General features: G+C 38.0%; 2 protein-coding genes. One reads left to right on the forward strand and one right to left on the reverse strand.

Annotated features, from left to right (window positions below; genetic code table 11):
• Positions 1-445, reverse strand: a 445-nt coding sequence (locus tag ACS8FD_RS15740) for a tRNA (cytidine(34)-2'-O)-methyltransferase (protein ID WP_439276537.1), incomplete at its 3' end; no start/stop codon positions are given.
• Between the two features lie 351 nt (positions 446-796).
• Here ACS8FD_RS15740 and ACS8FD_RS15745 point away from each other — a divergent pair.
• A complete protein-coding gene (locus ACS8FD_RS15745) occupies positions 797-937 on the forward strand; it encodes an entericidin A/B family lipoprotein (protein WP_290162464.1) in 141 nt (46 codons plus the stop codon).
• The last annotated feature ends 238 nt before the right edge of the window (positions 938-1,175 follow it).

Consider the following 1,175-nt stretch of genomic DNA (forward strand, 5'->3'; position numbering starts at 1 on the left):
GACTGCGAGAATCAGGTAACATTGGCAGTCTTAACCAATTATTAGCGCCAATATCTTCACGTATATCATCCGCTAGACCTGCGGTTTCAGAACCAAAAACCAGTGCTACGCTAGGCGCTACCGCTGGTATGTTGTCGGTACTAGTATCTAATTGCACCATAAAATCATAATCATAAAACGGTTTACTAAGCTTGGTCGTCAGCGCTGTGATTGTCTGGCAATCTGCCTCAAATAATGCTTTCTTCGCTGCTGACCAGTCAGCATGCACTTGCAAGTGTGCGTATTCATGATAATCCAATCCAGCACGGCGTAACTTTTTATCATCCAGCTCAAAGCCTAGTGGCTGCACCAAATGTAGCTGCGCGCCACTATTGGCACATAAACGAATAATATTGCCAGTATTGCTAGGCATTTTGGGTGCCACTAGCACGATATGAATGGTCATAAAATTTCCATAATAGGATTAAAAAGATTGATGTTATTTGCGACATACTGGTCCAATGTTGTTCTTATGCACTATCGTCAACTGACAGCTATGTAAACCAGCTAACTACTAACCGTAATTAAAAGTTACAGTTTATTGTCAATAATTACATTTTGATACTGGGCACAGATTTTAACTTTGATTATCATGGCTTCAATGGATATCAAGACAGTTTGATGATATCAGAACAGCCTATTTATTTATGCCTAACTGATATCATGATATTGCCATTTATCCTGCACATCGTTGGTAATACCTAAGCAACATGCTTATTATTACTCGAATAAACCTATCCATTTTGGGAACATTATTATGAAAAAAGTAATTATCGCATCTTTGACTGCTATGTTTGTATTGACTGGTTGCAACACTTTTAAAGGCCTAGGCCAAGACGTATCAAGTGCTGGCGAAGCAGTAAGTGGTGGTGCACAAGACGTACAAAACAAAATCTAATTGCTAAATTTTTAGATTCTGTATTTAAAGGGCTTACCTTTTGGTAAGTCCTTTTTTTGGTTTTTAAAAGTGGTAATTTATAGATAATGGTCATCTATGCAAATGCATAACAGCTTGAGCCTACAAACATCATAAAAAAGCACGCAATATCTGGTTTAAATACCGATGACCTAATAAAGTTGGTCGCAACAGATTAGGATCATCTATCAAGAGACCTTGCTCAACTAGCTCATTCACT

Source organism: Psychrobacter sp. 1U2, from assembly GCF_051847575.1.